This is a genomic window from Bradyrhizobium sp. P5_C12, from assembly GCF_054049735.1.
The window spans coordinates 40,148-62,036 of record NZ_JBFULU010000003.1 but is presented as its reverse complement, the minus strand read 5'-3'; the positions used below and the strand labels follow the sequence as shown (position 1 = coordinate 62,036).

Below are 21,889 nucleotides of genomic sequence, written 5' to 3'. Positions count from 1 at the left end.
GGCGTAGTACGCCATCGTCATCCCGGGGCGGCTCGGAGAGCCGAACCCGGGATCTCGAGATTCTCAGGTGCGCAATTGCGCACCATAGTTCGGTCCTGCGGACCGCCCCGGAATGACATTCATGAGGAACGATACAATGCCCTGGCCCGACCCCATCACCCTGCGCGGACAGCACGCCCGTCTCGAGCCGCTGTCGCATCAGCACCGCGAGGGGCTGGTGGAGGCCGTGAAGGACGGCGAGCTCTACACGATCTGGTACACCGCGATCCCGACGCCGGAGAACGTGGCCAAGGAGATCGACCGCCGCTTGGGCCTCCAGGCCGCAGGCTCCATGCTCCCCTTCACCGTGTTCGACGCCGGCGGCAAGATCGTCGGCCAGACCACCTACATGAACATCGATGCCGCCAACCGCCGCGTCGAGATCGGCTCGACCTGGTATGGCAAGAGCGCGCAGCGCGGGCCGCTCAACACGCAATGCAAGCTCTTGCTGCTCACCCACGCCTTCGAGACGCTGAACTGCATTGCGGTCGAGTTCCGCACCCACTTCTTCAACCACCAGAGCCGCCGCGCCATCGAGCGCCTCGGCGCCAAGCAGGACGGCATCCTGCGTAGCCACCAGGTCGCGCCGAACGGCACGCTGCGCGACACCGTGGTCTACAGCATCACCGCCGCCGAATGGCCGACGGTGCGGACGCATCTCGAATATCAACTCAACGACAAGCCGCGCTGATAGGCGCCGAGGCAAGATGGACAGATTTGATTATGTGATTGTCGGCGCGGGTTCGGCCGGTTGCGTGCTCACCAGCCGGCTGAGCGAAGATCCGAACGTCAGCGTCTGCGTGCTCGAGGCGGGCCCCAGCGACTGGCATCCCTACATCCATCTGCCGGCGGGTTTCATCAAGACCTTCCACATGAAGAGCATCAACTGGGCCTACCAGCAGGAGCCGGGGCCTTACACTGGCGGGCGCAGCATCTACGCGCCGCGCGGCAAGACGCTCGGCGGCTCGTCTTCGATCAACGGGCACATCTACAACCGCGGCCAGCGCATGGATTTCGACACCTGGGCGCAGATGGGCAATCGCGGCTGGGGCTATGCCGACGTGCTGCCTTACTTCAAGCGGCTGGAGAAGCGGGTCGGCGAGGGCGAGGACACCTATCGCGGCCGCGACGGCAATCTCATCGTCACCACGATGGAGTGGCGCGATCCGCTCTGCGAAGCCTTCATGGAAGGCGCGGTTTCGCTCGGCATCCCGCGCAATCCCGACTACAACGGCAAGACCCAGGAAGGCGTCTCCTACTGCCAGCGCACCATCGACAAGGGCCTGCGCGTCTCCGGCTCGACCGCGTTCCTCAAGCCCGCGATGAAGCGGCCCAACGTGCATGTGCATACGCATGCGCACGCGACCGAGATCATCTTCGAAGGCAAGCGCGCCGTCGGCGTGCGCTACATGAAGGGCGGCCGCGGCGGCACGCCGGTGGAGGTTCGCGCCAACAAGGAGGTGATCCTCTCCGGCGGCACCTATAATTCACCGCAGCTGCTCCAGCTCTCCGGCATCGGCTCGCCGGATCTGTTGCAGGCCAACGGCATCGCCGTGCGTCACGCATTGCCGGTCGGCGAGGGCCTCCAGGACCACTACGCGCCGCGCACGGTGGCGCGCGTCAAGGACATCAAGACCATCAACGAGCTCCGCCGCGGCTTCTCGCTGTGGATCGAGGCGCTGAAATGGGCCACCACGCGCCGCGGCCTGCTGTCGCTGTCGCCGACCATGGTCTATTGCTTCTGGCATTCCGGCGAGAGCGCCGACAGCTCCGACCTGCAGCTCACCTTCACGCCGGCCAGCTACAAGGAAGGCGTGCAGGGCCAGCTCGAGGACGAGCCCGGCATGACGGTGGCGTCCTGGCAGCAGCGCCCGGAAAGCCGCGGCTATGTCCGCATCCGCTCGGCCGATCCGTTTGCGCCGCCGATCATCCAGACCAACTATCTCGACGCCGAGCTCGACCGCCGCGTCATCGTTGGCGGCATGAAGCTCGCGCGACGCCTGCTGAAGAGCGCGCCGCTGTCGCCCTATTACGCCTACGAGGATTTCCCCGGCCCCAACATCAACACCGACGACGAATTCCTCGCCGCCGCCACCGAACGCGGCACCACCACCTTCCACCCCGGCTGCACCTGCCGCATGGGCCCGGCGGATTCCACCTGGGCGGTGGTCGACGACCAGCTCCGCGTCCACGGCCTCCAGGGCCTGCGCGTGATCGACGCCTCGGTGATGCCGCGCATGATCTCGGCGAACCTCAACGCCTCGACGATGATGATCGCCGACCGCGCTTCCGATTTGATCCGCGGCAAGGTGCCGATGGAAGCCGCGCGCATTCCGGACGCAGCGGTGGCGTGATCTGCGTAGGGTGGGTTAGCGAAGCGTAACCCACCACTTCTTTCGATGCGGAGACAAAAGAGGTGGGTTACGCTGACGCTAACCCACCCTACGAGCTGAAGGCGTCGTAGCCACTTGAGCGCAGAGCAAAATCGTCCACTCACGGATGCCGAGCGTGATCTTGCCCGCTGGATGCTGGAGCACGGCACGGAAGAGGCAAGGCAGTATCTCGATCAGCTCGAGTTGGCTGAAGTAACACCCTGGAAATGTCTGTGCGGGTGCGCCAGCATCAATTTCCAGATCAGGGGACATGCTGAGCCACCGCCCGGTGTCCGTATTCTCGGTGACTTCCTGATCAATCGAGGCGGCCACCCCAGCGGTATTTTCATCTTTTCGAGCGGCGGCTTGCTGAGAGGCATCGAAGTCTTCGGCTTGGCGGGCGATGCGCCGTCTGTGCTGCCACGACCTGAAAGCTTGTCTGCATTTGAATCCGATACTTCGTAGCCCGGATGGAGCGAAGCGCAATCCGGGATGATCGCATCCGCCCGCACGCCGTTCCCCGGAACCAGCGTCAGGTTGATAGGCCCTTTGGTCTCCAGTGTTGCGCTCAGGTGACATGAATTTCAGAAAGCAATGATAGGTTGCATGTGGGGGCTCCGCAGTAGATTTCGATTCGGGGTCGACACAATGAAGAAGATCTTGCTGGGCACGGTTGCCCTCCTCGCGCTCGTCGCTCCTGCCTCGGCCGCTGACCTGGCGGCGCGGCCGTACACCAAAGCGCCTCCTCCAACGGTTCCGTTCTACGACTGGAGCGGCTTCTACATCGGCATCAATGGTGGCGGCGGCTCTGCCCGCAAGTGCTGGGACCTGGTCAATATCGGTGGCGCGGTTGTCGCTCCGGCCGTTTCCATGGGGTGCCACGATGCGACAGGGGGCACGGCCGGCGGTCAGATCGGCTACCGCTGGCAGACAGCGGGTTGGGTGTTCGGCGTGGAGGCACAGGGCAACTGGGCCGATTTCAGGGGGGCCAACGCCAACTCCGTCTTCGCGGGCGTCCAGGATGAATCAAAGATTGATGCGTTCGGCCTGTTCACGGGCCAAGTCGGCTATGCCTGGAATAACGTGCTGCTCTATGTGAAGGGTGGCGCCGCAGTTGTCAGCGACAAATACCGTGCTTTCGATATTCCGACCGGGCTGACGATCAACAATGCGAGTGAAACCCGCTGGGGTGGCGCGGTCGGGGCCGGTCTCGAATTTGGCTTCGCTCCGAACTGGTCGGTCGGTGTTGAATACGATCACCTGTTCATGGATCATCGCGACGTGAACTTCCACTTCACCGGGACCTTTGGTCTTGCGGCGGGCGCTTTTGCGGGAACCGCACGTATTGGCCAGGACGTCGACATCGGCCTGGTTCGCGTGAACTACCGCTGGGGTGGCCCGCTGGTCGCGAAGTACTGATCTTCGCTCGAACGGGAAGCGTCGAACTGAACTGGTCCAACGTCGCGCGGGCGAGGTGGGTTTCGTTACGCTCGGTTTGCACGACTTCCCCGGATTGCGCCGCGCTCCATCCCGGCTACGTGGCCCGTCGGGCAAAACATCCCGCCGCTCGTCAACCCCTTCGCGCGAAAATATTCCACTTTATCGAAATTCGGAATTGCGGCATACATCGAAACAGCCCGGCCCACGAAGAGGGGCGGTTCGCGAGTCGTTCGAAACGCGGGCCGGGTTGCGGTGGACGCGGCAGCGTCGGCACGAGAGGTAGCGGGCAGGGCGGGTAGTCCCTGTGAGTCCGCGGCCACGTGTAGACGGACGGCGCTGAGCGCGTACGGCAAAACCGTGTGGTCCTGGCCGTCGTTGCTACGGTCAAGCCTTTCGCGGAGATGTGCGCGAGCCCAACCGGGCAGACGGCATCGTCAATTCGCGGGGCGAGGGAGGCCAGAAGGAACTCGGCTCCCGGGAGAGCACGGCATAAGCCGTCCAACCACCGCGCAGGGAAGGCCGTGTGTACGGCTTCACCTGTATGCCGCTGTGCAGTTTTTCTGCGTGTGCTTTCGCACAGCGGACCGTGGGTGCCAGCCGGCATCCGGCCTTCCCTGCGCCCTCTGCTTGAAGAGGGTGGAGAGATCGAAGCAAAGCTCGGGCGGGATCAGCCGCGAGGATGCGAAGGTGTGTCTGCGATAAGGGTGCGAGTTGAAGGATGGCGGCGATGCCACTTGCTCCGTCATTGCGAGCGCAGCGAAGCAATCCAGAGTCTTTCCGCGGAGGGATTCTGGATTGCTTCGCTGCGCTCGCAATGACGAGGTGGAGGAGGTCTCGCGCCAAACTCCGCTCTCGTGCCCCGGACGCAGCGCAGCGCTACTTCAGCGGTGCGCTGCAGAGCCGGGGCCCATGTCTCCGAGCAATTCGTGTCGCCTTCTGGGTCCCGGCTCTGCGCAGCAGCGTTGCACGCTGCAGCGCGTCCGGGACACGAGAGACCTACACTTCCCGCCGGCTCAGGAACGCCAGCCGCTCGAACAGATGCACGTCCTGCTCGTTCTTGAGCAGCGCGCCGTGCAGCGGCGGAATGAGCTTGCGCGGGTCGCGTTCGCGGAGCTGCTCGACGCTCATGTCCTCGTTGAGCAGCAGCTTCAGCCAGTCGAGCAGCTCGGAGGTCGAGGGCTTCTTCTTCAGGCCGGGCACCTCGCGCACCTCGAAGAAGATCCGCAGCGCCTCTTCCACCAGGCGCTTCTTGATGCCGGGGAAGTGGACGTCGACGATGCGGCCCATGGTGTCGGCGTCGGGGAACTTGATGTAGTGGAAGAAGCAGCGGCGCAGGAACGCGTCGGGCAGCTCCTTCTCGTTGTTGGAGGTGATCATCATGATCGGGCGCTGCTTGGCCTTGATCGTCTCGCCGGTCTCGTAGACATGGAATTCCATGCGGTCGAGCTCGAGCAAGAGGTCGTTCGGGAATTCGATGTCGGCCTTGTCGATCTCGTCGATCAGCAGCACAGGGCGCTGCTCGGCGGTGAAGGCGTCCCACAGCTTGCCGCGCTTGATGTAGTTCCTGATGTCGGACACCCGCGCATCGCCGAGCTGGCTGTCGCGCAGGCGCGACACCGCGTCGTATTCATAGAGGCCCTGCTGCGCCTTGGTGGTGGACTTGATGTGCCAGGTCAGCAGCGGCGCGTTCAGCGCCTTCGCCACTTCCTCGGCCAGCACCGTCTTGCCGGTGCCGGGCTCGCCCTTGATGAGCAGCGGGCGCTCCAGCACGATCGAGGCATTGACCGCGACCTTGAGATCGTCGGTTGCAACATAGTCCTTGGTGCCGGTAAATTTCATCGCACGTCCTTGTTGGTCGTCGGCCGAGGCAACGCCCTGGTCGCGACATGGGAACGGCCGCCCGAGGCGGCCGTTCCTGGTTCGGTCAGGCTTTCAGGCCCGTTTTATCAGCGAAAGGATGACGAGCACAATCACCGCGCCGATGGTGGCGCTGAGGATGTCGCGGAGCATGCCACCGCCGAGGCTGACGCCAAGCTGCGGCAGCACCCAGCCTGCAACCAGCGCACCGATGATGCCGACCACGATATTGCCGATCAGGCCAAATCCCGCCCCATGGACAATCTTGCCCGCGAGCCAGCCTGCGATCGCGCCGATGACCAGTGCCGCGATAATTCCCATCGAAAACGCCCCCAAAAAGAAAGTCACAAGTCCGGCAATTCTAGAGCAAAAACCCTGCCGGTCTAGGCCTCCGCCGTCGCTGGCGCCCCTTGACGCCGGCCACCCGACGGGCAATCTGTCACTCATGTTCCTGCAATTCTTCACCTCATTGCGCGACGCGCAGGTCCCCGTGACGCTGCGCGAATACCTCACGCTGATGGAGGCGCTCGACGCCGACCTCGCGGACTACACGGTCGAGAACTTCTACTATCTGTCGCGCGCCTCGCTGGTGAAGGACGAGCGCAACCTCGACAAGTTCGACCGGGTCTTCGGCACCGTGTTCAAGGGGCTGGAAAGCCTGCTCGAGGCCATGGAGGGGGCCGAGATCCCCGCGGAGTGGCTGAAGAAGCTCGCCGAGAAATACCTGACCGACGAAGAGAAGAAGCAGATCGAGGCCATGGGCTGGGACAAGCTCATGGAGACCCTGAAGAAGCGGCTCGAGGAGCAGAAGGGCCGGCACCAGGGCGGCTCGAAGTGGATCGGCACCGCAGGCACCTCGCCGTTCGGCGCCCACGGCTACAATCCCGAAGGCGTCCGCATCGGCCAGGAGAAGAACCGCAACAACCGCGCCGTGAAGGTGTGGGACAAGCGCGAGTTCAAGGATCTCGACGGCAATGTCGAGCTCGGCATCCGCAACATCAAGGTGGCGCTGCGCCGCCTGCGCAAGTTCGCCCGCACCGGCGCGCCGGACGAGCTCGATCTCGACACCACCATCCGCGAGACCGCCAATCACGGCTATCTCGACGTCCACATGCGCCCCGAGCGGCGCAATGCGGTGAAGCTTTTGGTGTTCTTCGACATCGGCGGCTCGATGGACGCGCATATCGAGCAGGTCGAGGAATTGTTCTCGGCGGCGAAGAGCGAGTTCAAGCACATGGAGTATTTCTACTTCCACAACTGCCTCTATGAGGGCGTGTGGAAGCAGAACAAGCGGCGCTTCACCGACCGCACGCCGACCTGGGACGTGCTGCACAAATACCCGCACGACTACAAGGTCGTGTTCGTCGGCGACGCCTCGATGTCGCCTTACGAGATCATGGTGCCCGGCGGCTCGGTCGAGCATGTCAACGAGGAGCCCGGCTCGGTCTGGCTCGACCGCATCATCCGCACCTATCCGCATTCGGTGTGGCTCAATCCGGTCGCGCAGAAGCACTGGGATTATTCGGAATCCACCACCATCATCAAACGCATCTTCACCAACCGCATGTTCCCGATCACGATCGAAGGTCTGGAAGGCGCGATGAAGGAATTGACGCACTAGCGCTGCTGTCATTCCGGGGCGCGCGCAGCGCGAACCCGGAATCTCGAGGTTCCGGGTTCGATGCTTCGCATCGCCCCGGAACGACGGAAGAGAAGAAGGGAAGACCCATGCCCCAGACCATCACCCGCGGCATCAAGGCGCTGATCGACGAGGCCAATGCCGAGATCGAGACGCTCACCGCCAAGGACGCCATCGAGATCTCCAAGAACGGCGACGTCGTCATCGTCGACATCCGCGACCCCCGCGAGATCGAGCGCGACGGCCGTATCCCCGGCGCGTTCGCCTGCACCCGCGGCATGCTCGAATTCTGGATCGATCCGCAGAGCCCCTATGCCAAGCCGGTGTTCCAGGAGGACAAGAAGTTCGTGTTCCACTGCGCCGGCGGCTTGCGCTCCGCGCTCGCCGCCAAGACCGCGCAGGACATGGGCCTGAAGCCCGTCGCCCACATCGCCGGCGGCTACGCCGCCTGGCGCGACGCCGGCGGGCCGGTGGAGCAATGGGAGCCGAAGAAGAAGGGGTGAGGGGTGCTTCGCTGTCGCTCCGATCTCCGCTGTCATTCCCCGCGAAAGCGGGGAATCCAGTACGCCGCGGCCCATCCGCTCAATCACAACCGCCTCTGGAATACTGGATCGCCCGGTCAAGCCGGGCGATGACAGCGGAGTTTGATGCGCATTGCTTCAACTTCGGAACGACAAGAAAGACATCCCATGACCCCCACCGATCCCCTCGTCTCCACCGAATGGCTCGCCGCCCACATCAGTGACGCCAACGTCAAAGTGCTCGACGCCAGCTTCAAGCTGCCGGGCGTGCTGCCGCTGCCGAAGGACGATTATCTCGCAGCCCATCTGCCGGGCGCGGTGTTCTTCGACGTCGATGCGGTGTCGGACCATTCCAACCCGCTGCCGCACATGTATCCGAGCGCCGAGCAGTTCGGCCGCGACGCAGGCCAACTCGGCATCGCCAATACCGACACCGTCGTGATCTACGATGCCGGCGGCTGGGTTGCGGCGCCGCGCGCGTGGTGGATGTTCCTGGCTTTCGGCCACGGCAATGTGCGCATCCTCAACGGTGGCCTGAAGAAGTGGCGCGCCGAGGGGCGTCCCATCGAGAGCGGCGAGGTGAGGCCGAAGCCGGCGACCTTCAAGGCGAGCTACGATTCAAACCGCGTGCGCAGCATGCAGCAGCTCGTGGCCAATGTCGAAAGCCGCGCCGAGCAGGTGATCGACGCGCGCGCCGCCGACCGTTTCGAGGGCCGCGCGCCGGAGCCGCGGGCCGGCATCCGCTCCGGTCACATCCCCGGCGCGCGCAACGTGCCCTACAATCTGCTGTTCGATGCTGCGACCGGCACGATGAAGCCGCTCGATGATCTGCGCGCCGCTTTCGCGAGCGCCGGCGTCAAGCTCGACGCGCCGATYGTGACCAGCTGCGGCTCCGGCGTTTCGGCCGGCGTGCTGACACTCGCGCTCTATCGCCTCGGCATCACCGACACCGCGCTCTATGACGGCTCATGGTCGGAATGGGGCCAGGCCGGCGGCCCCCCGGTCGCGACCGGGCCGGCGTGAGGCGTTAATAGCGGCCGCAGGCGAAGGTGCGCTCCCTCGCCCCGCTTGCGGGGAGAGGTTAAGCGGCGTCAGCGCGCGCGCGCCGTCGCGGCGAGCGCGGGCTGTTGCGGCGCGAACGGATCGTAGGTCTGTTGAACCGGTGGCGGCGGGCGCCGCACGATGTGGCGGCGCTTCTTCGCCTTCGCACTGCGCTTGGTCGCCTTGCTCTCCGGCGCGCTGGCGGCGGCCTTGGCCTTCTCCGGTGGATCCTTCCAGGCCGTGGTCGCCGGATCGTTGAACGTGGCGAACCTGGCATTCGCCATGTCGAGTGCTGAAGATGCCAAGGCGGCACTGGTCTCAGTCGACGGCGGTTCGCCGGCGGCGGCAGCCGCAACCTTGTCCACGGGGATGGATGCCGTGGTGTCGGCGACGGTGAGCGTGTCGGTCGTGGCTGGCGCGGCGGCTTCCGTCGTTGCCGGTTCGGCTGCCGGCGTGGCCTCAGTGACTTGCGGCTCGGCCTGTGCGGTCGTCTCGGTGGTCACCGTAGCGGCCTGCTCGGGCTCGCTCGCCGGCAGCGCGATGGTCGGAACCTGGTCCCGCAGCGACGGGGCTGGCGCGGCCGCCTCCGGCTCCGCGCGCAAGGCCGCAAGCACCGGCTGTGCCGGTTCGGACGCCTGCGCGAACACCTGTTCCTGCGGGCCATTCCGCCAGGACGGGTTGGTGACGTACTGCTCGTGCGTCGCCCGCAGCAGCGCGGCGGCGCCGAGGCCGAACACCAGGATGGAGGTTGACAGCAGGATCGCGGCAAACAGGAAGCGAAAGCCGGGAAGCATCGACGGGTTACGAATTTCCGCCCCGGCGGGTGGTGGCTGGGGCCCTTGAGCCATCTGAACGCGGTGACGGTACTGATTGCCGCGTTCGCCACGCGGGGATCGAAGCTCAAAGCGGAGGCGAATCAGGCTGATTCGAACATACCGCAACGATTCCGTGCCGTTCCCCTAAATTCGGGGCCAGGACTCCGGCAATCTACGGCCCGATGCGATTTCCGCCCCCGTGATGCAACGGAGCAACGGTGTGAGCTTGCATCACAAATCGCTAAATCGGGCCAAATCGGCCTGTCATGTCTTGAATGTGCCGCTATCTTCGGTCATCTGGCCGTTAACGGTCCGGACGGGGCCCGGGGACTATACAAGAGCGATGATGATCAAACATTTTCTGACGATATGCGCTGCCGCAACAGTCGCTGCGGCGGGAACCTCGCTCGCTCACGCCCAGAGCTATCCGGTCCAGCAGGCGCCGGGCTATGGCGCCCCGGCCGAATATCGCCCCGGCGACCGCACCCCGAATTTCGACGCGCTGGAAGATGACGACGACGGCATGCCGCAGGCGGCGCTGCCGCCGCCCGGTCCGGTCGATGATCCGCGTTATGGCCGCCCGGCTGGCCCTCCCGTCTACTCCGCCGCCCCGCCGCAGGGCCCAGTGATGTCGCCGGATGATCCCCGTTACGGCCGTCCTGCCGGCGCCCCCGTCTATTCCGCCGCCCCGCCACAGGGCCCGGTGATGTCACCGGACGATCCCCGCTATGGCCGCCCCGCCGGTCCGCCGGCGGTGATCTATGCCGACCGTCCGGGCCAGGCGCCTGGCAGCGACGGCCTGCGACCGCCGGAGGCCGTCGGTGGCCCGGCCGCGACCGGAGCGGTCTCGCAGCAGCCCGCCCTTGGCGCCGATGGCCGGCCGATGTCGATTGCTTCGCTGCCGCCCGAGGAGCAGCCCGACGCCGCTCCGGCGCAGTTGCCGCAGAACCTGCGCCGTCAGGAAGTCTCGCTGGCGACCAAGGAGCCGGCCGGAACGCTGATCGTCGATACTCCGAACACCTACCTCTATTACGTGCTCGGCAATGGCCGTGCGATCCGCTACGGCGTCCGTGTCGGCCGCGACGGTTTCACCTGGACCGGCGTGCAGAAGATCACCCGCAAGGCCGAGTGGCCGGATTGGCATCCGCCGACGGAGATGATCGAGCGCCAGCCCTATCTGCCGCGCTTCATGGCCGGCGGTCCCGGCAATCCGCTCGGCGCCCGCGCGATGTATCTCGGCTCGACCGTGTACCGCATCCACGGCACCAATCAGCCCTCGACGATCGGCAAGTTCGTCTCCTCCGGTTGCATCGGCATGCTGAACGAGGACGTCTCCGACCTCTTTGATCGGGTCAAGGTCGGCACCCGCGTGGTGGTGATGCCGGGTGGCCCGCCGCCGGGAACGGCGACCGCGTCCGCTGCGCCCGTGCCCGGTGCTGCTGGTCCGGCTCCGATGGCTGCCCAGGCTGGTCCGGTCCCGGGCACGCAGCCGACGGTGGTGCCGCCGCTGCCCGCGCCGGTCACCGTGCGCTAGGCGTTCCGCGAAAACTCAGTTTGCAAAAGGGCGTGCTGTCGGCACGCCCTTTGTCGTTCAGGCCAGCTTGCGCGGCAGCTCGCCGCCCTTGGTCCAGGCGTCGATCGCCTCGACCATCTGGCCGTAATGAATGCGCAATCCGTCCTCCGTCGCGTAGCCGAGATGTGGCGTCAGCACGAGGTTGTCGAGCTTGCGGAACGGATGATCGACCGGCAACGGCTCGACCGAGAACACGTCGATGCCGGCGCCCGCGATCTTCTTCTGCTGCAACGCCGCCAGCAGCGCCGCCTCGTCCACGATCGGCCCGCGCGCGGTGTTGACGAGGAAGGCGGTCGGCTTCATCCGCGCGAGATCGGCAGCTCCAACCAGGCCGCGCGAACGCTCGCTCAGCACGACGTGGATGGTGATGATATCAGCCTTTGTGAACAGCTCTTCCTTGCTGGCGTAGCCGACGCCGGCCTCCTTGCACTTCTCCGGCGTCAGGTTCGGGCTCCAGGCGATCACGTTCATGCCGAACGCTTTCGCGATGCCCGCCATCTTGCTGCCGAGCTTGCCGAGCCCGACGATGCCGAGCGTGCGGCCTTCGATCTCGGTGCCGGCAAAGGTCTGCCAGGGCTCGCCCGCATGCATGCGCGCGTTCTCGCGGCCGATGCCGCGGGTCAGTTCCAGGATCAGGCCCATGGCGAGCGGCGCGGTGGGGTCGCGGGAATATTGCGTGCCGCCGATCGCCACATTGCGCGCCTTCGCGGCGTCCATGTCGATCGAGGCGTTACGCATTCCGGAGGTCAGCAGCAGCTTCAGCTTCGGCAGCGCCTCGAACAGGCTCCTGGGGAATGCGGTGCGTTCGCGCATCGCGCAGATGATCTCGAAATCGGCGAGCGCGCTGGCCGCCGCCTGCTCGGAGGCGAAGGGATGGCTGAACACGGTGACGTCGAGGCGGTCGGAGAGTTTCGACCAGTCGGCGACGTCGAGGGCGAGGTTGAAATAGTCGTCGAGAATTGCACAGCGCAACCGCGTCATCAGCGTTCATCCAGGGCAAGGGGTGGCGCAGGCGGGAGCGCCATCATTGGAACTGGGCCATGGTTGCGCGCAATCACACCTGCGCGCAAGCCGCCGACGTTTCAAAAATCCGCTAGGGACGAAGGGTTCAGAGGTCGCGCGGCTTCAGGCGGACCGGCGCATCCATGCCGTGCTTGGCGCGCCAGGCGGGGCCGGGGCCGCGCATGTAGTGCAGCTCGGGCCGGTATGGATTGAAGGCCGTGGTGAAGAAGCGCTTCCAGAAGCCCTTGAGCTCCGTGACGAGCGCGGAGGTGCTGCCGGCTTCTGCCGGAACGGGAAAGGAATTGGTCTCGGTCAGAGCCATGGTGCGGCCTCGCTGTTCTCCCCGCCGCTTCTGCCGCGGGTGGCGTCTTTTCCGGCGCCGTGAACGAGCTTTGGCCTGCTTTATTAAAAAATGGTTTCAATTGTCCGGATTGGCGTCAGCATGGTGTCCGTCCCGTATTCATCCGTGGTGAACGGAGGGAAAACATTGCCCTTTGGGGGCGGGATCGCTACATCGGCGGCAAGCAAATTTCCTCAAATCGAAGGTTTTCGGGACCGATGGCGCGCCAATTCGTCTACTTCATGCAGGGCCTGACCAAGAGCTACCCGACCCGCAAGGTGCTCGATAACGTTCACTTGTCGTTCTACCCGGACGCCAAGATCGGCGTGCTCGGTGTCAACGGCTCGGGCAAGTCGACCCTGCTCAGGATCATGGCCGGCCTCGACAAGGAGTACAACGGCGAGGCCTGGGTCGCCGAGGGTGCCCGCGTCGGCTATCTCGAGCAGGAGCCGCATCTCGATCCGACGCTCTCCGTGCGCGACAACGTCATGCTGGGCGTCGCCAAGCAGAAGGCCATCCTCGATCGCTACAATGAGCTGGCGATGAATTATTCCGAGGAGACCGCCGACGAGATGACCAAGCTGCAGGACGAGATCGAGGCCCAGGGCCTCTGGGATCTCGACAGCAAGGTCGACCAGGCCATGGACGCGCTGCGTTGCCCGCCCGATGATGCCGATGTGACGAAACTCTCCGGCGGTGAGCGCCGCCGCGTCGCGCTGTGCAAGCTGCTGCTCGACCAGCCCGAGCTCCTGCTGCTCGACGAGCCGACCAACCATCTCGACGCCGAGTCGGTGGCGTGGCTGGAAGGCCATCTGCGCAACTATCCCGGTGCGATCCTGATCGTGACCCACGATCGCTACTTCCTCGACAACGTCACCGGCTGGATCCTCGAGCTCGACCGCGGCAAGGGGATTCCCTACGAGGGCAACTACTCGTCCTGGCTGGTGCAGAAGCAGAAGCGGCTGGAGCAGGAAGGCCGTGAGGACGCCGCGCACCAGAAGACGCTCGCCCGCGAGCAGGAGTGGGTCGCCTCATCGCCGAAGGCACGTCAGGCCAAATCCAAGGCGCGCTACCAGCGCTACGAGGATCTGCTCAAGAAGGCGAGCGAGAAGCAGACCCAGACCGCGCAGATCATCATTCCCGTCGCCGAGCGGCTCGGTGCCAATGTGGTCGACTTCGAGGGCCTCAGCAAAGGCTTTGGCGATCGCCTCCTGATCGACGATCTCACCTTCAAGCTGCCGCCCGGCGGCATCGTCGGCGTGATCGGCGCCAACGGCGCCGGCAAGACCACGCTGTTCAAGATGATCACCAAGCAGGAAACGCCGGACAACGGCACCATCACGGTCGGCGAGACCGTGCATCTCGGCTATGTCGACCAGTCGCGCGACGCGCTCGATGGCAGCAAGAACGTGTGGGAGGAAATCTCCGGCGGCAACGAGCTGATCCTGCTCGGCAAGAAGGAAGTGAACTCGCGCGGCTATTGCTCGTCGTTCAACTTCAAGGGTGCCGACCAGCAGAAGAAGGTCGGCGCGCTCTCGGGCGGTGAACGCAACCGCGTGCATCTCGCCAAGATGCTGAAGTCCGGCGCCAACGTCCTGCTGCTCGACGAACCGACCAACGACCTCGACGTCGACACGCTGCGCGCGCTCGAAGAGGCGCTGGAGGATTTTGCCGGCTGCGCCGTCATCATCAGCCATGATCGCTGGTTCCTCGACCGCATCGCGACCCACATCCTCGCCTTCGAGGGCGACAGCCATGTCGAATGGTTCGAGGGCAACTTCCAGGACTACGAGAAGGACAAGATGCGCCGTCTCGGCCAGGACAGCATCATTCCCCATCGCGTCAAGTACAAGAAGCTGACGCGGTGATGGCGGCATGATGCGGGGGGCGCTCATCGCTGCGGTGATCCTTGTCACGTGCAGCTTGTCGCCCGCCCGCGCCGCCGACGCGGCTTTCACCCAGTTCATCGCCTCGCTCTGGCCCGAGGCGCAGGCTGCCGGCGTGTCGCGCGCGACGTTCGACCAGCAGACACGCGGGCTCGAGCCCGACTACAAGCTGCCTGACCTGATCCTGCCCGGGCGGCCCGCGACCGGCGCGCCGTCGCAGGCCGAGTTCGTGCAGGTGCCTGCGGATTACGTCAGGGACGCCTCGATCGCACGCCTTGCGGGCGAGGGGCAGCGGCTGCTGCAAAAATATCGTCCGGCGCTGACGGACATCGAGAAGAGCTCCGGTGTGCCGGCAACGGTCATGCTGGCGATCTGGGGTCGCGAGACCGATTATGGCCGCTACACGCTGCCTTACGATCTCGTCCGCGTGCTGGCGACACAGGCTTATGTCGGCCGCCGCAAGGACACCTATCGCAACGAGTTCATTCTCTCGCTGAAGATTCTCGGCGAGGGCGTGGTGACGCGCAAGGACATGCGCTCGTCCTGGGCCGGCGCCACCGGGCTCACGCAATTCCTGCCGTCCGAATATTACAAGCACGGCGTCGATTTCGACCGCGACGGCCGCATCGACATCTGGCACTCGGTGCCGGACGCGCTGGCCTCCGCCGCGCAGCAGCTCGTCAACAAGGGCTGGCAGAGCGGCGTGCGCTGGGCCTATGAGGTGCAGGCGCCGGCCAAGGTCGATTGCACCAGCGGCGTGCCCGAGGTGACGAAGCCGATCGGACAATGGCTGCGCGAGGGCTTTGTGCCGGTGCGCGGACAAAAGCTGAGTGCCGCCGAGCAGGCGCAGCCGGCCTCGCTGTTACAGCCGGAAGGCATCTACGGTCCGTCGTTCCTGACCACGAAGAACTACTTCGTCATCAAGGAATACAATTTCTCCGACCTCTACGTGCTGTTCGTCGGCCATCTCAGCGACCGCATGACGAGCCCGCTGCCGTTCGCGACGCCGTGGTCGGCCTCGAAGCAAATGCGGACGAAGGATGTCGAGGCGATGCAGCGCGGGCTCACGCGCGTCGGGCTCTACAAGGACAAGATCGACGGCAAGGCCGGCATGCAGACCCGCGCCGCGCTCGGCGCCTATCAGAAGTCGGCGGGCCTCAAGGTCGATTGCTGGCCGAGCGAAGAGGTGCTGCGCTCGATCCAGGCTGCGCGCTGAGCGCGCGCCAAAAGAAAAAGCCCGGCCGAGAGGCTCGGCCGGGCTTCGATCGCGGCGCGTAGGCGCCGTGCGATCAGATCAGTAGCAGACGCGAACCGGGCGAACGACCCAGCCGTAGCCGTCCCAGTAGCGCTGGCGCTGCCAGTAGCAGGGCGGGGGCGGCGGGCCGGGCTCGGCGACATAGACGGGGCCGCCATAGGCCGGGCGGCTCGACGCGATGGCGCCGCCCACGATGGCGCCGCCGATCAGGCCGGCTGCGATTCCGGCGCCGATGTTGTCACCGGCTTTGGCAGACGGAGTGGCGGTGACCAGCGAACCGGCGACCGTCGCAACCGTGAGGGCGGCAACTAAAGTCTTCTTCATGCTCTTGGCTCTCCTGAGAGAATGGGCTCACTCTGTTAGAGGCGCCCGGGTTTCAAAGGTTCACGCACACGCTGATGGAATTGGCCTTGCAGCTAGGAAGCGCGCAAATGGTCAATCCACGGTAAACGCACACGGAGCTGTGACGAGAAAAAGCGGTCTTTTTCAGGCCCCGAGATGAACGGCGCATCCGTAATGAACCGGCCTGCAGCGTCAGCCACAGACTCTGACGCGACGGACGCGCCAGGCGTAGCCATCCCAGAAGCGCTGCCTCTGCCAGACACAGCCGTCGCCGTAATAGTCGTCAGCGACGTAGCCCGGACCCGGCGCATAGTAGCGCGGCGGGTAGTAGCCGGGGCCGTAGCCCGGACCATATGCGTAGCCGGGGCCGGGTCCGTAATAATACGGGGACGCCAGGGCGCCGCCGACAATGGCGCCGCCGATGATCCCGGCGGCCACGCCCGCAGCGACGCCGCGCTGCGCGTGGGCGGGTCCTGCGGCCGAGAGGGCCAGCACGGCGGCGGCAGCGGCTGCCAGGAGCGATTTCTTCATAGTCTCGACCTTTCACACACGGGAACACGGAACTGTTGCGGCTAAAGTTCCATACTTCGCTTGAATGATCAATGAACGGCACCTTTGCCGGGTGCGACCAATCAATACGGGAAGTAGCTCCGCCACGGAGGCGATGATGGGCAGTATGCTGGTGAACACCCTGATTGCGGCTGGGGTCATCTTCGCCATTGGCTATGGCTGGATCACCCATGTCCAGAACCGCGGCCAGCGGCGCTCGCGCGCCGCTGCGGGCGGGGATAGCGGCACCAGCTATTCGGGGACGAGTGACGGCTTCTCGCTGGGGAGCTGGTTTTCGAGCGACAGCTCGACCAGTTCGACCGACAGCGGCAGCTGCTCCAGCAGCGACAGCGGCGGAGGTGGGGATTGCGGAGGCGGCGACGGTGGGGGCGGTGGCGGCGACTAGGTCAGCCTAATCTTGATCCAGCGCAACGCCGTATTTTAGAGCCGTTCTAGGCTGGTTCCGGGCCAGTTTGGAATAGCTTCAAATACCGGTTTTTCCTTTTGCATCCGGCCGGCCCCTTAAATATCGATAGTGGCGCATCACCAAAGGGCCTGCTGCTTTCCATGATCGTCTGTTCCTGTAACGTGCTGAGCGATGACGACATCCGCGCCGCCGTCGCCGAGTCCGACGACGCTGTGCGTCATGCCAAGCAGGTCTATGGATGCCTCGGCTGTAGCGCCGAATGCGGCCGCTGCGCCCGTACCATCAAGACCATTATCGACGAAGCGCTGGGCCCCTGTGCCCAGTCCTGCTGCTCCGGCTGCCCGCACAGCCACACCGTGGCCGCCAATGACGAGACGGCCGAGCCCGCCCAGTTCGCTCTCGCGGCCTGCTGAACCCTCCACCGTCGGCTGAGCTTTTCCCCGGCTGCGTCCCCGTAGCGGGTTGCTCTCGTCCGCGAACTGATTTAGAAGCATTCTAAATTCGGCTTACAACCGATTTTGCCGCAAGAGCTGGAGTGAATCATGCAGGGCGACGCAAAAGTTATCGATTATCTCAACAAGGCACTGCGTCACGAACTGACTGCGATCAACCAGTACTGGCTGCATTACCGCTTCCTCGACAATTGGGGCCTGCGGGACATGGCCAAGGTCTGGCGCAAGGAATCCATCGAGGAGATGGAGCATGCCGACAAGCTCACCGAGCGGATCCTGTTCTTCGACGGCTTCCCGAACATGCAGGTGCTCGATCCCCTGCGCATCGGCCAGAACGTCAAGGAGATCATCGAGTGCGATCTCGCCGCCGAGATGAGCGCGCGGGCGCTCTACCAGGAAGCGGCCACCTACTGTCACAGCGTCAAGGACTACGTCACGCGCGACCTGTTCGAGAAGCTGATGAGCGACGAGGAGCACCACATCGACTTCCTCGAAACCCAACTCGACCTGATCGGCCGCATCGGCCTCGAACTCTACACCCAGAAGCACGTCGGCGGGCTCGAGGGCGAGGGCCATTAAGCTCCGGTGTCAGCCGCACACTCCGCTGTCGTCCCCGCGAAGGCGACGCGAAGGCGGGGACCCATAACCACAGGGAGTAGTGCGGTGCGATGCAGGTAACTCCGAGTCTTCGCCAAACCACTCCCTGTGGTTATGGGTCCCGGATCAGCGCTCCGCTTCGCTGCGCTTGTCCGGGACGACACCGAGCTAGATGAGCCAGCTACAGCTGCTGCTTGTAGCGCTCTTCCACGATCTCCTGACTCTCCGGCTCGCCCAAGCCCGTCTGGTCATGAATGACCTCGACGATGCTCGGCATCACCGAGCGCTGCACCTTCTCCGGCGCCCACAGCTTCGAGCGCATCAGCGCCTTGCCGCAGTGGAAATAGACTTCGCTGACGGCGATGTTCAGCACCGCGCGCGGCGGCTTGCCGAATTCCACCATGGATGCGAGCAGGTCCGGATCGGCCGACAGCGTGCCGCGCCCGCCGACGCGCAGCGTTTCGTCGATGCCGGGCACGAAGAACAACAGATGCACGAAGCCCGAGCCTTCGACGACATTCCGGAAACTGTCGATCCGGTTGTTGCCGGAACGGTCGGGCATCAGCAGTTGATTGGGGCCGGCGACGTGGACGAAGCCGATGCTCCCGCCGCGCGGCGAGGCGTCGACGCTGCCATCGGCGCCCGATGTCGCGAGCACGCAGAACGGCGACATCTCGATGAATTTCTTTGCATGCGCATCGATCGCGGGACGCGCCTTCGCGATCACGCGCGGGCTCGGCTTGGCGTAGATGGTGGCGAGGTCTTCGGCGCAAAGGTCGGTCAACGGCGTGTCTCCACTTCAGCTCCGCGTCAAACTACCGGATCGGGCCGTCTCCAGCCAACGAAATCCGGCCTGCCGTTTGCTACACTGCGTCCGCCGGCACGAAGCAACTGATGATGATGGTGCCGCGGTGGTGGACGTACCACACCACGGCCTGGCCGACCGGATTGCCGCGATCGCGGATGATGGCGCGCTCGGGCACCGCCATCCACTGCCCCTCGATCGGCACCCAATAGCTGCCGTTGCGCACGTCGTATTCGGTGCGATGGCCGTCGGAGATGTCGCAGCAGGGCACGCCGTTCGGCGCCATCACGCTCTTGAACCAGGCGCGGATGTCCGGCGGAACGTGGTCATATTGGCCGTTGTCGAACGCGAAGGCGGCGCCCGTCAGCGCTGTCGTCGCGGCCAGCCAAACACACAGTGCGAGCCTGTACATGCGATCCTCCTCATCGCGTGTCGCGCCATTCTCGCGCGATTGCCCCGCGCGTCGATTCGTATCGTTGGTGCAATTAAGCCCGAGCTGTCAGCGCATTGCATGCTCAAATAATATGCGGCGTGGAGGCGCCGCATATGATGCGTTGCGATAACAGGGGTGCGGTCCGCCGTTCTACATCGTCCGCTGCGGCGCGGTTTGCAGCAATTGCCGGATCTGCTCGCTGTAGAATTTTGCGTTTCCGGTGGTGCCGTGGCCGCGTGTCTCGGTGCTCGCCTGGATCAGGTACAGGCGGCCGTTCTTGACCCGCTTCATCGCAGCGTCCGTGATGCCGGTCTCGGGCGGGTTGCGTTCGTCGTCGGCGGAATTGATCAGCAGCAGCGACGCCTCGATTCCCTCCAGCCTGTCGGCGGCATTGTAGTCGTGCGAGGCCTCCCACTGGTAGATGAAGTCGTTGGCATCCGCCGTGACCGGTGTCGCCAGCCGCTCGTCGACGATCTTGTCGGCCTTGGCGGCTGTCGGCGCCTGCGACTGATAAGCCAGCGTTCCACCGATGCTCGCGATGCCATAGGCGGTGATGGCGTATTTCATCATGCGCGGCTGGCTCGTGTAGTTGCCGCCATTGTAGTCGGGATCGTCGCGGATGGTGTCGAGCATGATCCGCCGCAGCATCCAGTTGCGCGAGGCCATCTCGGTCGGCTGCGAGGCCATCGGGATCAGCGCGTCCATTGCCTTCGGATATTTCTCGCCCCACAGCCAGGTGTGCATGCCGCCCATCGAATTGCCGATGACGAGTCGCAAATGCTTGACGCCGAGCCCTTCCGTCACCAGGCGGTACTGCGCCTCGACCATGTCGTCGTAATCGTATTTGGGAAAGCTCGTCTTCATCCCGTCGGAAGGTTTCGACGATTTGCCGTGGCCGATGCTGTCGGGGATGATGATGTAGTATTTGGCGGCGTCGAGCGGCTGGCCGGCGCCGAACAGCTCGCCCGCAAAGCTCGCGCTCAGCATGCTCGCGGCCGAGCCGCCCGATCCGTGCAGCACCAGCACGGGCTGGCCGCCCGGTTCGCCGATGGTGGTGTAATGCAGCCGCAGCTCCGGCATGACCTCGCCGGTGTGGAATTTGAAATCCTTGGCGATCCAGTCGCCTTGCATAGGTGTCGGATATTCGGCGGCCATCGCCGACGCCGAGATGGACAGCAGGATGGCCGACAGCGCCGCGCAAGAAGCTCTCATGTTTCTCTCCCCATGCGGCTCGTATTCGGCGGCCGCGTTGCGGCGGACCTTAGCAGAACCGTCGGGAAGGATGTAGGATTTAGGCCCCGCCGATCGTCTTTGAGGGAAACATCGGGAGCAGGTGCATGTGCCGCAACATCAAGACGCTGTTCAACTTCGAGCCGCCGGCGACGGAGGACGAGATCCATGCCAGTGCACTCCAATTCGTGCGAAAATTGTCCGGCTTCAACAAGCCGTCGCAGGCCAATCAGGAGGCTTTCGACCGCGCGGTGGTGGAGGTCTCGGACGCCGCGCGGCGCCTCCTGACTTCGCTGCACACCCATGTGCCGGCGCGCGACCGCGAGGTCGAGGCTGAAAAGGCCAAGGAGCGCTCGCGGCTGCGTTTCGGTTAGCGGTTCAGCGAAGCCGTTCCGTGATCTGGCTCACGGAAGGAGACATCTCGGTACGCGATGATGTTCGCCGGGGTTTTGACAACCCGGAGCACGACCATGAGCCGCCCCCTTCTTCCGCTGAAAGCAGGTGCCCTCGTCTTCACGCTGCTGTGGACGGCGTGGATGATGTGGTGGGGCGGCTCGTTCAGCAGCGCCAACGTCGTCATCCTGGCCTTGTGCGGAACGGCGGTCGGCTATCTCTGGTATCGCGCGATGCGCTGGCAGTTCGAGCGCATGGGCATGGTGCCGCGCAAGGATGATTCATCGCGAACGACTTGATCCGGGCGCGTGTCCCGGCCCGGCAGCGCAGCATTGCGTGCCGCGCTGCGTCCGGGGCAGGAGCACGCGGCTAATCCTTGTGGCCGTGCTTCTTCTTTTTCTTCTTCTTCCTGTGCTCGTCGCCTTCACTGTCGTCGCCCTCGTCATCGGCGATGGCATCGTCAGCCTCATGCACGGCTGCTTCGAGTGCCACGCGCTCTGCGGCTTCCTGCTCGCGCTGGCGGCGGCGTTCGTCCCAGGCGTCGAAGAGCTGCTCCAGCCACGGCAACACTTGTTCAATCGGCGGCAGTTGGCCGGCCGGACCCGGCTCGCCACGCGGGCCTTGCGGCCCCTGCGGTCCTGCGGGCCCCCGCGCACCGGCCTCGCCTGGCTTGCCCGGCAGGCCGGCCTTGCCCTGCGGCCCGGCCTTGCCCGCCACTCCAGGCTTGCCTTGCGGCCCCGGCTTGCCGCGTGCCCCGTCCGGCCCGCGCTTGCCCGGATGACCCTGCGGACCCGGTCGCCCTGGTTCGCCCTGCCGCCCGCGCGGACCCTGGGCTCCCTGCCGTCTCTGTTCGTCTGCCACGCCACTGCTCCCTCTGCGGA

The 21,889-nt window shown here is 64.9% G+C and carries 26 protein-coding genes; 15 read left to right on the top strand and 11 right to left on the bottom strand.

What is annotated here, in order from left to right:
- Positions 1-136: 136 nt before the first annotated feature.
- The 4 genes from ACXJMY_RS03320 to ACXJMY_RS03305 all read left to right on the top strand — a co-directional run bounded on the left by ACXJMY_RS03320 (position 137) and on the right by ACXJMY_RS03305 (position 3,830).
- Entirely contained in the window at positions 137-730 is a 594-nt protein-coding gene (locus ACXJMY_RS03320) for a GNAT family N-acetyltransferase (RefSeq protein WP_456618094.1), read from the top strand.
- Positions 731-746: 16 nt separating this feature from the next.
- Positions 747-2,393 carry a GMC family oxidoreductase gene (locus tag ACXJMY_RS03315; protein WP_456617898.1) on the top strand — a complete coding sequence of 549 codons (1,647 nt, stop codon included), beginning with the start codon at positions 747-749 and terminating at the stop codon, positions 2,391-2,393.
- Positions 2,394-2,507: 114 nt separating this feature from the next.
- Positions 2,508-2,876 carry a hypothetical protein gene (locus ACXJMY_RS03310; protein ID WP_456617897.1) on the top strand — a complete coding sequence of 123 codons (369 nt, stop codon included), beginning with the start codon at positions 2,508-2,510 and terminating at the stop codon, positions 2,874-2,876.
- 183 nt (positions 2,877-3,059) lie between these two features.
- Positions 3,060-3,830, top strand: coding sequence for an outer membrane protein (locus ACXJMY_RS03305; RefSeq protein WP_456617896.1), 771 nt, complete (start codon positions 3,060-3,062; stop codon positions 3,828-3,830).
- A 1,017-nt stretch (positions 3,831-4,847) separates the two neighbouring features.
- Here ACXJMY_RS03305 and ACXJMY_RS03300 read toward each other — a convergent pair.
- Positions 4,848-5,690: an AAA family ATPase gene (locus tag ACXJMY_RS03300; protein WP_063981465.1), complete on the bottom strand. Its 843-nt coding sequence runs from the start codon at positions 5,688-5,690 to the stop codon at positions 4,848-4,850.
- Positions 5,691-5,783: 93 nt separating this feature from the next.
- Complete coding sequence (locus tag ACXJMY_RS03295; RefSeq protein WP_456618093.1) at positions 5,784-6,029, bottom strand: GlsB/YeaQ/YmgE family stress response membrane protein; 246 nt, start codon at positions 6,027-6,029, stop codon at positions 5,784-5,786.
- Between the two features lie 124 nt (positions 6,030-6,153).
- Here ACXJMY_RS03295 and ACXJMY_RS03290 point away from each other — a divergent pair, with 124 nt between their 5' ends.
- The 3 genes from ACXJMY_RS03290 (at position 6,154) to sseA (ending at position 8,891) form a co-directional block, all read left to right on the top strand.
- Positions 6,154-7,329, top strand: a complete 1,176-nt coding sequence (locus ACXJMY_RS03290) for a vWA domain-containing protein (protein WP_456617895.1) — start codon at positions 6,154-6,156, stop codon at positions 7,327-7,329.
- 107 nt (positions 7,330-7,436) lie between these two features.
- Positions 7,437-7,850: a rhodanese-like domain-containing protein gene (locus tag ACXJMY_RS03285; RefSeq protein WP_007613708.1), complete on the top strand. Its 414-nt coding sequence runs from the start codon at positions 7,437-7,439 to the stop codon at positions 7,848-7,850.
- A gap of 186 nt (positions 7,851-8,036) precedes the next feature.
- The gene (sseA, locus tag ACXJMY_RS03280; RefSeq protein ID WP_456617894.1) at positions 8,037-8,891 is read left to right on the top strand and encodes a 3-mercaptopyruvate sulfurtransferase; all 855 of its coding nucleotides are present in this window, start codon (positions 8,037-8,039) and stop codon (positions 8,889-8,891) included.
- A gap of 68 nt (positions 8,892-8,959) precedes the next feature.
- Here sseA and ACXJMY_RS03275 read toward each other — a convergent pair whose 3' ends face one another.
- Positions 8,960-9,703, bottom strand: a complete 744-nt coding sequence (locus ACXJMY_RS03275; RefSeq protein WP_456617893.1) for a hypothetical protein — start codon at positions 9,701-9,703, stop codon at positions 8,960-8,962.
- A 367-nt stretch (positions 9,704-10,070) separates the two neighbouring features.
- Between ACXJMY_RS03275 and ACXJMY_RS03270 the strand changes: the two genes are divergently transcribed.
- Positions 10,071-11,258 (top strand): L,D-transpeptidase family protein, encoded by a 1,188-nt coding sequence (locus ACXJMY_RS03270; RefSeq protein WP_456617892.1) that lies wholly within the window; start codon positions 10,071-10,073, stop codon positions 11,256-11,258.
- 57 nt (positions 11,259-11,315) lie between these two features.
- Here ACXJMY_RS03270 and ACXJMY_RS03265 read toward each other — a convergent pair whose 3' ends face one another.
- Positions 11,316-12,278 (bottom strand): D-2-hydroxyacid dehydrogenase family protein, encoded by a 963-nt coding sequence (locus tag ACXJMY_RS03265; RefSeq protein WP_456617891.1) that lies wholly within the window; start codon positions 12,276-12,278, stop codon positions 11,316-11,318.
- A 127-nt stretch (positions 12,279-12,405) separates the two neighbouring features.
- Complete coding sequence (locus ACXJMY_RS03260) at positions 12,406-12,621, bottom strand: hypothetical protein (protein WP_456617890.1); 216 nt, start codon at positions 12,619-12,621, stop codon at positions 12,406-12,408.
- Between the two features lie 236 nt (positions 12,622-12,857).
- On the opposite strand from ACXJMY_RS03260, the gene ettA reads away from it, so the two are divergent.
- Positions 12,858-14,507, top strand: a complete 1,650-nt coding sequence (gene ettA / locus ACXJMY_RS03255; protein WP_456617889.1) for an energy-dependent translational throttle protein EttA — start codon at positions 12,858-12,860, stop codon at positions 14,505-14,507.
- Positions 14,508-14,514: 7 nt separating this feature from the next.
- The gene (locus ACXJMY_RS03250) at positions 14,515-15,741 is read left to right on the top strand and encodes a lytic murein transglycosylase (RefSeq protein ID WP_456617888.1); all 1,227 of its coding nucleotides are present in this window, start codon (positions 14,515-14,517) and stop codon (positions 15,739-15,741) included.
- Between the two features lie 78 nt (positions 15,742-15,819).
- On the opposite strand, the gene ACXJMY_RS03245 is transcribed toward ACXJMY_RS03250, so the two are convergent.
- Together ACXJMY_RS03245 and ACXJMY_RS03240 are read right to left on the bottom strand one after the other, a co-directional pair.
- Complete coding sequence (locus ACXJMY_RS03245) at positions 15,820-16,104, bottom strand: hypothetical protein (RefSeq protein ID WP_456617887.1); 285 nt, start codon at positions 16,102-16,104, stop codon at positions 15,820-15,822.
- Between the two features lie 210 nt (positions 16,105-16,314).
- Positions 16,315-16,653, bottom strand: a complete 339-nt coding sequence (locus ACXJMY_RS03240) for a hypothetical protein (protein WP_456617886.1) — start codon at positions 16,651-16,653, stop codon at positions 16,315-16,317.
- Positions 16,654-16,789: 136 nt separating this feature from the next.
- On the opposite strand from ACXJMY_RS03240, the gene ACXJMY_RS03235 reads away from it, so the two are divergent.
- The 3 genes from ACXJMY_RS03235 to bfr all read left to right on the top strand — a co-directional run bounded on the left by ACXJMY_RS03235 (position 16,790) and on the right by bfr (position 18,129).
- The gene (locus ACXJMY_RS03235) at positions 16,790-17,077 is read left to right on the top strand and encodes a hypothetical protein (RefSeq protein ID WP_456617885.1); all 288 of its coding nucleotides are present in this window, start codon (positions 16,790-16,792) and stop codon (positions 17,075-17,077) included.
- A 161-nt stretch (positions 17,078-17,238) separates the two neighbouring features.
- Positions 17,239-17,511, top strand: coding sequence for a (2Fe-2S)-binding protein (locus ACXJMY_RS03230; protein WP_212246987.1), 273 nt, complete (start codon positions 17,239-17,241; stop codon positions 17,509-17,511).
- Positions 17,512-17,640: 129 nt separating this feature from the next.
- Positions 17,641-18,129 (top strand): bacterioferritin, encoded by a 489-nt coding sequence (gene bfr / locus ACXJMY_RS03225; protein WP_148750586.1) that lies wholly within the window; start codon positions 17,641-17,643, stop codon positions 18,127-18,129.
- 199 nt (positions 18,130-18,328) lie between these two features.
- On the opposite strand, the gene ACXJMY_RS03220 is transcribed toward bfr, so the two are convergent.
- From ACXJMY_RS03220 to ACXJMY_RS03210, 3 genes are all read right to left on the bottom strand, one after another.
- On the bottom strand, positions 18,329-18,931 hold the full coding sequence (locus tag ACXJMY_RS03220) for a pyridoxamine 5'-phosphate oxidase family protein (RefSeq protein ID WP_456617884.1): 603 nt from the start codon (positions 18,929-18,931) through the stop codon (positions 18,329-18,331).
- A gap of 79 nt (positions 18,932-19,010) precedes the next feature.
- Complete coding sequence (locus ACXJMY_RS03215; protein WP_456617883.1) at positions 19,011-19,364, bottom strand: hypothetical protein; 354 nt, start codon at positions 19,362-19,364, stop codon at positions 19,011-19,013.
- Positions 19,365-19,535: 171 nt separating this feature from the next.
- Positions 19,536-20,597, bottom strand: a complete 1,062-nt coding sequence (locus ACXJMY_RS03210) for an alpha/beta fold hydrolase (protein ID WP_456617882.1) — start codon at positions 20,595-20,597, stop codon at positions 19,536-19,538.
- Positions 20,598-20,722: 125 nt separating this feature from the next.
- On the opposite strand from ACXJMY_RS03210, the gene ACXJMY_RS03205 reads away from it, so the two are divergent.
- Positions 20,723-20,989, top strand: coding sequence for a DUF2277 domain-containing protein (locus ACXJMY_RS03205; RefSeq protein ID WP_456617881.1), 267 nt, complete (start codon positions 20,723-20,725; stop codon positions 20,987-20,989).
- Positions 20,990-21,085: 96 nt separating this feature from the next.
- Positions 21,086-21,307 (top strand): hypothetical protein, encoded by a 222-nt coding sequence (locus ACXJMY_RS03200; RefSeq protein WP_456617880.1) that lies wholly within the window; start codon positions 21,086-21,088, stop codon positions 21,305-21,307.
- 70 nt (positions 21,308-21,377) lie between these two features.
- Here the strand turns inward: ACXJMY_RS03200 and ACXJMY_RS03195 are convergent, their stop codons facing one another.
- Positions 21,378-21,869, bottom strand: coding sequence for a collagen-like protein (locus ACXJMY_RS03195; RefSeq protein WP_456617879.1), 492 nt, complete (start codon positions 21,867-21,869; stop codon positions 21,378-21,380).
- Between the last annotated feature and the right edge of the window lie 20 nt (positions 21,870-21,889).

Excerpts from the sequence above, each read along its gene's own strand:
- ACXJMY_RS03285 (WP_007613708.1), top strand. The coding sequence starts at position 7,437 with ATGCCCCAGACCATCACCCGCGGCATCAAGGCGCTGATCGACGAGGCC.
- ACXJMY_RS03275 (WP_456617893.1), bottom strand. The coding sequence starts at position 9,703 with ATGCTTCCCGGCTTTCGCTTCCTGTTTGCCGCGATCCTGCTGTCAACC.
- ACXJMY_RS03260 (WP_456617890.1), bottom strand. The coding sequence starts at position 12,621 with ATGGCTCTGACCGAGACCAATTCCTTTCCCGTTCCGGCAGAAGCCGGC.
- ACXJMY_RS03210 (WP_456617882.1), bottom strand. The coding sequence starts at position 20,597 with ATGAGAGCTTCTTGCGCGGCGCTGTCGGCCATCCTGCTGTCCATCTCG.
- ACXJMY_RS03200 (WP_456617880.1), top strand. The coding sequence starts at position 21,086 with ATGAGCCGCCCCCTTCTTCCGCTGAAAGCAGGTGCCCTCGTCTTCACG.
- ACXJMY_RS03270 (WP_456617892.1), top strand. The coding sequence starts at position 10,071 with ATGATCAAACATTTTCTGACGATATGCGCTGCCGCAACAGTCGCTGCG.
- ettA (WP_456617889.1), top strand. The coding sequence starts at position 12,858 with ATGGCGCGCCAATTCGTCTACTTCATGCAGGGCCTGACCAAGAGCTAC.
- ACXJMY_RS03235 (WP_456617885.1), top strand. The coding sequence starts at position 16,790 with ATGGGCAGTATGCTGGTGAACACCCTGATTGCGGCTGGGGTCATCTTC.
- ACXJMY_RS03265 (WP_456617891.1), bottom strand. The coding sequence starts at position 12,278 with ATGACGCGGTTGCGCTGTGCAATTCTCGACGACTATTTCAACCTCGCC.
- bfr (WP_148750586.1), top strand. The coding sequence starts at position 17,641 with ATGCAGGGCGACGCAAAAGTTATCGATTATCTCAACAAGGCACTGCGT.
- ACXJMY_RS03240 (WP_456617886.1), bottom strand. The coding sequence starts at position 16,653 with ATGAAGAAATCGCTCCTGGCAGCCGCTGCCGCCGCCGTGCTGGCCCTC.
- ACXJMY_RS03250 (WP_456617888.1), top strand. The coding sequence starts at position 14,515 with ATGATGCGGGGGGCGCTCATCGCTGCGGTGATCCTTGTCACGTGCAGC.
- ACXJMY_RS03205 (WP_456617881.1), top strand. The coding sequence starts at position 20,723 with ATGTGCCGCAACATCAAGACGCTGTTCAACTTCGAGCCGCCGGCGACG.
- ACXJMY_RS03300 (WP_063981465.1), bottom strand. The coding sequence starts at position 5,690 with ATGAAATTTACCGGCACCAAGGACTATGTTGCAACCGACGATCTCAAG.
- ACXJMY_RS03320 (WP_456618094.1), top strand. The coding sequence starts at position 137 with ATGCCCTGGCCCGACCCCATCACCCTGCGCGGACAGCACGCCCGTCTC.
- ACXJMY_RS03215 (WP_456617883.1), bottom strand. The coding sequence starts at position 19,364 with ATGTACAGGCTCGCACTGTGTGTTTGGCTGGCCGCGACGACAGCGCTG.
- ACXJMY_RS03290 (WP_456617895.1), top strand. The coding sequence starts at position 6,154 with ATGTTCCTGCAATTCTTCACCTCATTGCGCGACGCGCAGGTCCCCGTG.
- ACXJMY_RS03230 (WP_212246987.1), top strand. The coding sequence starts at position 17,239 with ATGATCGTCTGTTCCTGTAACGTGCTGAGCGATGACGACATCCGCGCC.
- ACXJMY_RS03245 (WP_456617887.1), bottom strand. The coding sequence starts at position 16,104 with ATGAAGAAGACTTTAGTTGCCGCCCTCACGGTTGCGACGGTCGCCGGT.
- ACXJMY_RS03305 (WP_456617896.1), top strand. The coding sequence starts at position 3,060 with ATGAAGAAGATCTTGCTGGGCACGGTTGCCCTCCTCGCGCTCGTCGCT.
- ACXJMY_RS03295 (WP_456618093.1), bottom strand. The coding sequence starts at position 6,029 with ATGGGAATTATCGCGGCACTGGTCATCGGCGCGATCGCAGGCTGGCTC.
- ACXJMY_RS03315 (WP_456617898.1), top strand. The coding sequence starts at position 747 with ATGGACAGATTTGATTATGTGATTGTCGGCGCGGGTTCGGCCGGTTGC.